The organism is Streptomyces sp. NRRL B-24484 (assembly GCF_000717715.1).
Lineage (GTDB): Bacteria > Actinomycetota > Actinomycetes > Streptomycetales > Streptomycetaceae > Kitasatospora.
In genome coordinates this window covers 91,139-97,870 of the sequence record NZ_JOAI01000047.1, presented here as the reverse complement: position 1 = coordinate 97,870, position 6,732 = coordinate 91,139, and the positions used below count along the sequence as shown (strand labels likewise).

Genomic DNA, 6,732 nt, shown 5'->3' with positions numbered 1-6,732 from the left:
GGGTTACGGCGGGGGCGGGGACGGCCGGTGGACCGGTGCGGGCACGATCCTTCCAGCGGGCCGGCGGTGCGCTCGGCGTGTCCCGCCGCGGCTCACTCGATCCGGGTAAATCCGTGTCGTGCTCGGCGAGTTGGTGGCATCGGACAGCGAGAAGGGTACGTGCCGCGGGCGCCGAACGGGCGGAGTCCCGGTGGGGACACGGGTGCCCCGCCGGGCTGCATGCCGCCGGGCGCTCCAGGGGGTGCCGTCAGGCCGTGCACACCTGACGGCACCCGCCTGAGGACGACTCCTAGGAGGTCACGGCCGTGCGGATGCCGCTGATCGCGGTGATGGCTCCGGTGGGGCCGAAGGTCAGCTCGACGGCCGGAGGTGCGTCCCGCCAGTCGAAGCCGCCGTGCGCGTCGGCGTTCGCGAACTCCGCACGGTCGATGGTGATCGGGTCGCCGCTCGGGAGGTAGTAGGAGAACGGCGCGCCCTCGGTGAGCGCCGACTCCGCCCGCTCCGCCCCCGGGTCGCCCGCAGCAACGAACGGCCGCCCGTCGGAGGGGAGTTCGCGTGCGCAGTCGCCGAGGTCCACCGTGTGCGGCGCGCAGAACACGGCCGGCCGGTAGTGGACGGTGTGCCCGCCCGCGCCGCCCGCGACGGAGTCGAGCACGGCGAGCACCGGCGGGTGCGCGGGCCTCTCGGTGGTGGCCTGCGCGGAGACCGGAGCGCTCGCGGGTGCACGGGCGGGGGCAGGGGCGGCAGCGGACGGCGGAGCGGTGGCAGCACCGCCGGAGGGGGTGCACGCGGCGGCGCAGAGGGCGAGGAGCAGGGCGGCGCCGGCACCGGCGGTGCGGCGTTCGGGCGGGGGCATCGGGAGGGGGGATCCCTTCGGACAGGGGCCCGACGGGGCCGGGCGGCACGACAGGAAGCGGGCGCGCGGACGGGCGTCCGGCCCCGGGGCGATGATCCTTCCAGAGCCGGCCGCGCCCTCGGGACGCACCCCGGGCACCCCCGGGATCAGGGACCGGCCTGCGGCGGCGGGGTCTCCAGCCGGGCGAGCCAGGAGGTGAGCAGCGCCTCCAGGGCGGCCGCCTCCACCGGGGAGAGCTCCCCGACGAGGCGGTGTTCGTTGCGCATGTGGTCGGCGAAGGCCCGGTCGATCAGGTCCCGGCCGGCGGGGGTGAGGGCGACCACCCGGCCCCGACCGTCGGCGTCGCTGCGGCGGCGGGTGACCAGTCCGGCCCGCTCCAGGCGGTCGACCCGTTTGGTCATGGCGCCGGTGGTGACCATGGTGTGCGCGGCGAGTTCGCCGGGGGCCCGCTCGAACGGGTCCCCGGCGCGGCGCAGCGCCGCGAGGACGTCGAACTCGCCCTCGCCCAGGCCGTAGCGGCGGTACACCACGGACAGCTCCTCGGTGAGGAGGGCGGCGAGGCGGTGCAGGCGGCCGATGACACCCTGGGGTGCGACGTCGAGGTCGGGCCGCTCGCGGGCCCAGGCGGCCTGGATGCGGGCGACGTGGTCGAGCGGCTGCGGCTGGTCCATGCCCGGATCATATCTTCCCCGGAAGCTATAGTGTCTTCCATGGAAGGCAATCTGCGGTGGATCCCGGTCACGGCGGTGGCTCCGGTGGCCTGGGGCGTCAACTACTTCGTCACCCAGCGGTTCCTGCCGCCGGACCATCCGCTGTTCGGCGCGGCGGTGCGGGCGCTGCCGGCCGGGCTGCTGCTGCTCGCCCTCTGCCGGGAGCTGCCGCGCGGCGTGTGGTGGGGGCGCTCCGCCGTGCTCGGGCTGCTCAACACCAGCGCCTTCTTCGTGCTGGTCTACGCGGCGTCCCAGTTGCTGGCGACGAGCGTGGCGTCCACGGTGATGGCGCTCGCCCCCTTGGCGATGATGCTGGCCGGCTGGGCGCTGCTGGGCGAGCGTCCCCGCCCGGCGCACCTGGTGGGGGCGGGGGTCGGGCTCGGCGGGGTGTGCCTGATGCTGCTCGGCGGGGCGGGCGGGGTGAGCCCGGCCGGGGTGCTCGCCTCGTCGGCGGCGATGCTGGTCTCCTCGCTGGGCTTCGTGCTCGGCAAGCGGTGGGGCGCGGGCGCCGGCGTGCTCGCCTCCACGGCCTGGCAGCTGGTCGCCGGCGGGCTGTTCCTGCTGCCGGTCACCGCCGCGGTGGAGGGTCCGCCACCCGCGCTCGGCGCATCCGCGCTGCTGGCCTTCGGCTACACCTCGGTGGTGGCCACCGCCCTCGCCTTCGCCGCCTGGTTCGCCGGTCTGCGGCACCTGCCGGCCGGCACGGTGGGCCTGATCGGCCTGCTGAATCCGCTCACCGGGGTGCTGCTCGGCACCCTGCTCGCCGGTGAGTCGCTGACGCTGCGCCAGAGCGCGGGCGCGGCGCTGATCCTGGCCGGCATCGTGCTGGGCCGCCCGGCGGGTGCCGGGCAGCGGCCGGCCGTCAGCCCTCCCAGGTCCCGTACTCGCCCTCCAGCATCTCCAGCAGGTTGTTCCAGAGCGTCGAGTCCGCCGGCCCCTGACCCAACTCCTCCAGCAGGGAGGTGAATTCGGCGAGGGCGGCGTTCGCCCCCGCGCCGGTGAGGCGTTCCTCCCAGCGGGCGAGCAGGCCGAGGGCTCCGACCAGTCCGGGCAGTGTGTCGGCCGCGTGGCCGCCGTAGCCCCGGGCGTGGTCCCAGCCCTCGGGGTCGTAGACCTCGACGACGCCGGTGTCCCCGCGCACCATGAGGTGCTTCAGGCCGTAGGTGCCGACGCAGTACGCGTAGCAGACCGGCGGCGTGTCGTCGTCGGGCCTGCGGCGGCCGTAGATCTCGTCCGGGTCCTCCGCCCACATGCCCTTCGCCGGGAGGCCCTCGGAGTCCCAGTCCACGAAGGCGAGCCGGACGGCCGGCACCCCGACCGTGGTGAGGAAGTCCCGCACCCCGGCGTTCTCCAGCGCCTCCGGCAGTTCGGCGCCGGTCGGCCGCCAGAGCGTCCCCGGGCCGAAACAGGACTCCAGCCAGTCGGTCGTGGGCCGGCGTGCGGCGGCCACCGCCTCGGACTCGTTCACGGCCGCTCCCCCGTTCGTTCGGCAAGGCGGCCATTCAACCGCGCCGCACCGACACCGCCCCACCGCCCGCTCGTCCCGTCACACCCCGTCCGGTGCCGGGCGCGGAGCGCGGGCCCGCGGTCTCAGCCGGCGGCGCCACCGCCGGCACCGCCACCGCCGGCGCGGCGGGCGTAGCGGGCCGCGAGCGTGCCGTGGGTGAGGCCGTGCAGGACGAGGCTCATCAGCACGGTCATGGTCATCAACTGGCCGACCAGGTCCGCGGCGTGCGGGTCGACGGGAGCGAGGCCGTTGAACGCGAGCAGGCCGTACACGATGGTGGCCATGCCGCGGGGGCCGAGCCAGGCCAGCAGCAGGCGGTCCCTCCGGTCGAGGCCGCTGCCGATCAGGGCGAGCAGGACGGGGAGGACCCGGACGACGGTCAGCGAGAGGGCGGCGTAGGCGACCACCCGTCCGTCGAAGTCGCCGGTGAAGGCCTGGGTGACGAGTTCGCCGAAGACGAACCAGAGTGCGAGCGAGAGCAGTGCGCCGACGTCCTCGACCAGGTGCAGCGACTCGGGCGGCAGGGCTCGCACCTCGGGCGCGAAGCAGAGCCCGGCGACGAAGGCCGCGACGAAGCCGCTGCCGTCCAGCAGGATGCCCAGCCCGTAGGCGGCGAGCGGCAGGGCGAGGACGCCGAGCCGGACGGCGGCGGGCGGCGTCCATCCGGCCCGCCAGGAGCGGCGCAGCAGCAGGCCGCCGGGCCATCCGACCAGGACGCCGGCGACGACGGCCCGGAACACGGCGTCGAGGGCGGTGCCGAGCGGGTCGCCGGACGGCTGGGGGACGTCGCCGTAGGCCTCGGCGCCGGCCAGGCAGAACAGGAACACCGGCGCGAGGATGCCGTCGTTGAGTCCGGTCTCGACGGTGAGGACGCCGCGCAGCCAGGACGGCAGCCGGCGGTCCTTGATCAGTTCGGCGGCGGGTGCCAGGTCGACGGCGACGGTCACGGCGGCGAACAGGGCGACCAGCCACCAGCGGCCGGACGGGAAGAGCAGTCCGCCGACCAGCACCCCGGCCAGGACGGTGAGCGGCAGGGCCACCAGCAGCAGCCGGGCGAGCAGGCGGCGGTGCGCGCGGACGACGCCCTTCGGCACGGCGGTGGCGTCGGTGAACAGCAGTACGGCGAGGATGATCTCGACGGCGCGTTCGGCGTCCGAGGTGGTCACGCCGACGGTGACCAGGGGGTGCGGACCGACGGTGAGGACGACGCCGGCCGCGGTCATCGCGACGGGGGCGGTGATGCTCCAGCGGGTGAGCCGTCCGGCGACCAGGGCCCACGCGAAGAGCGTCCCCATGCTGACGACCAGCGCGATCACGCGCGCACCTGATCTTCCCCCGGTGCGACCGGACGGCGGCGGAGTGCTCCCGATCGTATGCGCGGGAGGTCCGTGGGCCGCCGCTCCCGGAGGCGCTCCCCCGCGTGTCCCGGTGGTGGGCCGTCGACCGGGGTCCGGCGGGCCGGGGCGCCCGTCCGGCGGCCGGGTGCGGGTGGTGCGCGGAGGGCCCGCCCTGCGCCGGGAGGGCCCTCCGCGGGCACCCGCCGCCGCTGGGTCGGCAGCGGCGGCGGGTGGTACGGGTGCCGGCACCGCGGAGGCGGCGCGGCCGGTGGGGTGAGCGGTCAGCGGCGGGTGGTGAGGCCGAAGCCGTACGGGAAGAGCGGGTCGTAGTGGGCGTCGCCGGTGTTGACGGGCTCCTGGGCCTCGCTGCGCGGCCAGCTGACCGGGAGCTTGCCGGTGAAGCCCCGCTTGCCGAAGAGCACGTCGGCGACGCCGCCGCCCTCGCTGCCGGGCAGCCAGGACATCACGAAGGCGTCGGCCTTCGGCAGTTCGCCGGTGACGATCTGCGGGCGGCCGGCCACGTCGAGGACGACGCAGGTCGGGACGGCGGCGCAGACGCGGTCGACGTTCGTCCGGTCCGTGTCGGAGAGGTTCAGGGTGTGGCCGTTGCCGACGTCGCCCATGCCCTCGGCGTACGGGGTCTCGCCGACGACCACGACGCCGACGTCGTACCCGTCGGCGGGCGCGGAGGCGTCCCGGCTGTACGCCGCGTCCGGGGCGTACTGGCGGATGCCCTGGAGGATCGTGGTACCCGGAATGGTGTTGCCGCTCTGCCCCTGCCAGGTGACGGTCCATCCGCCGGCCTGGTTGCCGATGTCGTCGGCGTCGGCGCCGGCGACGTAGATCTTCTGGTGGGCCTTCAGCGGCAGGGCGCGGTCGGCGTTCTTGAGCAGCACCTGGGACTCGGCGACGGCCCGGCGGGCGACCGCGCGGTGGGCGTCCGAGCCGATCGTCGCGGCGTTGGAGCGGTCCGTGTAGGGGTGTTCGAAGAGGCCGAGCTCGAACTTGGCGCGCAGGATGCGGCGCACCGCGTCGTCGATCCGGAAGAGCGGGACGCGGCCGGCCTGCACCTCGGCGAGCAGGGCCTGCTCGAACTTCCCGGCGCTGTACGGCACCATGAACATGTCGAGGCCGGCGTTGACGGCGGTGCGCACCTGGGTCGGGTAGTCGCCGGGGATCTGGTTGATCGCGTCCCAGTCGCTGATCAGGAAGCCGTCGAAGCCGATCTTCTGCTTGAGGACGTCGGTGAGCAGTTCCTTGTTGGCGCTCATCTTGACGGGGTTCCCGATGCCGTCCTCCGTCCAGTCGACGCTGGAGTAGGACGGCATGATGCTGCCGACGTCGTGCTTGCGGACGGCGGTGACGTACGGGGCGAGGTCGACCGTCCGGAAGTGCTCGCGGTCGGTGATCGTGACGCCCTGGTCGAGCTTGTAGCTGCCGCTGGTGGAGCTGCCGTAGGCGGTGTCGCCGTCGCCGGCGTAGTGCTTGACGGTGGCGAGCACCCGGTCGGGGCGGGCGAGGTCCTTGCGGCTGTCGCCCTGGAAGCCGTCGACGGCGGTCTCCATCCGGGAGACCAGGTCCGGGTCCTCGCCGTAGCTCTCGTAGGTGCGGCCCCACCGGTCGTCGCGGGCCACGCACACGCACGGTGCGAACACCCACTGCGGGCCGGTGGCCCTCGTCTCGGTGGCGGTGATGTGGGCGGCCCGCTCGACGAGGTCCGGGTCGCGGGTGGCACCCATCGCGATGTTGTGCGGGAAGACGGTCGCGCCGACCAGGTTGTTGTGGCCGTGGACGGAGTCCACGCCGTACAGCAGCGGGATGTGCAGCCGGGTCGCGAGGGCGCGCTGCTGGTAGCCGTCGACCATGTCGGCCCAGGCGGCGGGGGTGTTCGGGGTGGGCGTGGAGCCGCCGCCGGAGAGCAGCGAGCCGAGCTTCAGATCGGTGATCTGCGCGCGGTCGCCGTCGACGGCGTTGCGCTCGGCCTGGGTCATCTGCCCGATCTTCTCGTCCAGGGTCATCCGCGCGAGGAGGTCCTTGACGCGTTGCTGCACCGGCAGTTTCGCGTCGAGGTACGGCAGCGGGCGTCCGCCGGCGGCCGGCTCGACGGCCTGCGCCGTGCTCAGCGGCACGGTGCCCGCTGCCAGGGCGGAGGCGGCGAGCAGGGCGCCGGCGAGCAGCGCCCTGCGGTGCGGGCGGCGGGTGGTGCCGTGACGGGTGGGTTCCACGTGTCTCTCCGTATCGCGGTGGATGGGCGGACACGCGCACACAGGCGCGTCCGGCGGCGGCAGGGGCCGCGCCGGGTGGTGCACTGCTGAGGGCCGC

5 protein-coding genes and 1 pseudogene are annotated in these 6,732 nt (G+C 74.9%); 1 reads left to right on the top strand and 5 read right to left on the bottom strand.

Annotated elements, in window-relative coordinates; genetic code table 11:
• Positions 1-289: 289 nt before the first annotated feature.
• Positions 290-856: a hypothetical protein gene (locus tag IE98_RS0133255; protein ID WP_030275484.1), complete on the bottom strand. Its 567-nt coding sequence runs from the start codon at positions 854-856 to the stop codon at positions 290-292.
• A gap of 146 nt (positions 857-1,002) precedes the next feature.
• Positions 1,003-1,527, bottom strand: a complete 525-nt coding sequence (locus IE98_RS0133250; protein WP_030275482.1) for a MarR family winged helix-turn-helix transcriptional regulator — start codon at positions 1,525-1,527, stop codon at positions 1,003-1,005.
• 39 nt (positions 1,528-1,566) lie between these two features.
• On the opposite strand from IE98_RS0133250, the gene IE98_RS0133245 reads away from it, so the two are divergent.
• Positions 1,567-2,532 carry an EamA family transporter gene (locus IE98_RS0133245; RefSeq protein WP_030275481.1) on the top strand — a complete coding sequence of 322 codons (966 nt, stop codon included), beginning with the start codon at positions 1,567-1,569 and terminating at the stop codon, positions 2,530-2,532.
• Here IE98_RS0133245 and IE98_RS0133240 read toward each other — a convergent pair.
• From IE98_RS0133240 to IE98_RS0133230, 3 genes and pseudogenes are all read right to left on the bottom strand, one after another.
• Positions 2,429-3,034, bottom strand: coding sequence for an SUKH-4 family immunity protein (locus tag IE98_RS0133240; protein ID WP_052391311.1), 606 nt, complete (start codon positions 3,032-3,034; stop codon positions 2,429-2,431). The genes IE98_RS0133245 and IE98_RS0133240 overlap by 104 nt on opposite strands.
• Positions 3,035-3,156: 122 nt before the next feature.
• A complete protein-coding gene (locus tag IE98_RS0133235; protein ID WP_043175727.1) occupies positions 3,157-4,389 on the bottom strand; it encodes a cation:proton antiporter in 1,233 nt (410 codons plus the stop codon).
• 311 nt (positions 4,390-4,700) lie between these two features.
• A pseudogene (locus tag IE98_RS0133230) lies at positions 4,701-6,626 on the bottom strand (glycoside hydrolase family 3 protein); the annotation flags it as partial.
• Positions 6,627-6,732 lie beyond the last annotated feature (106 nt).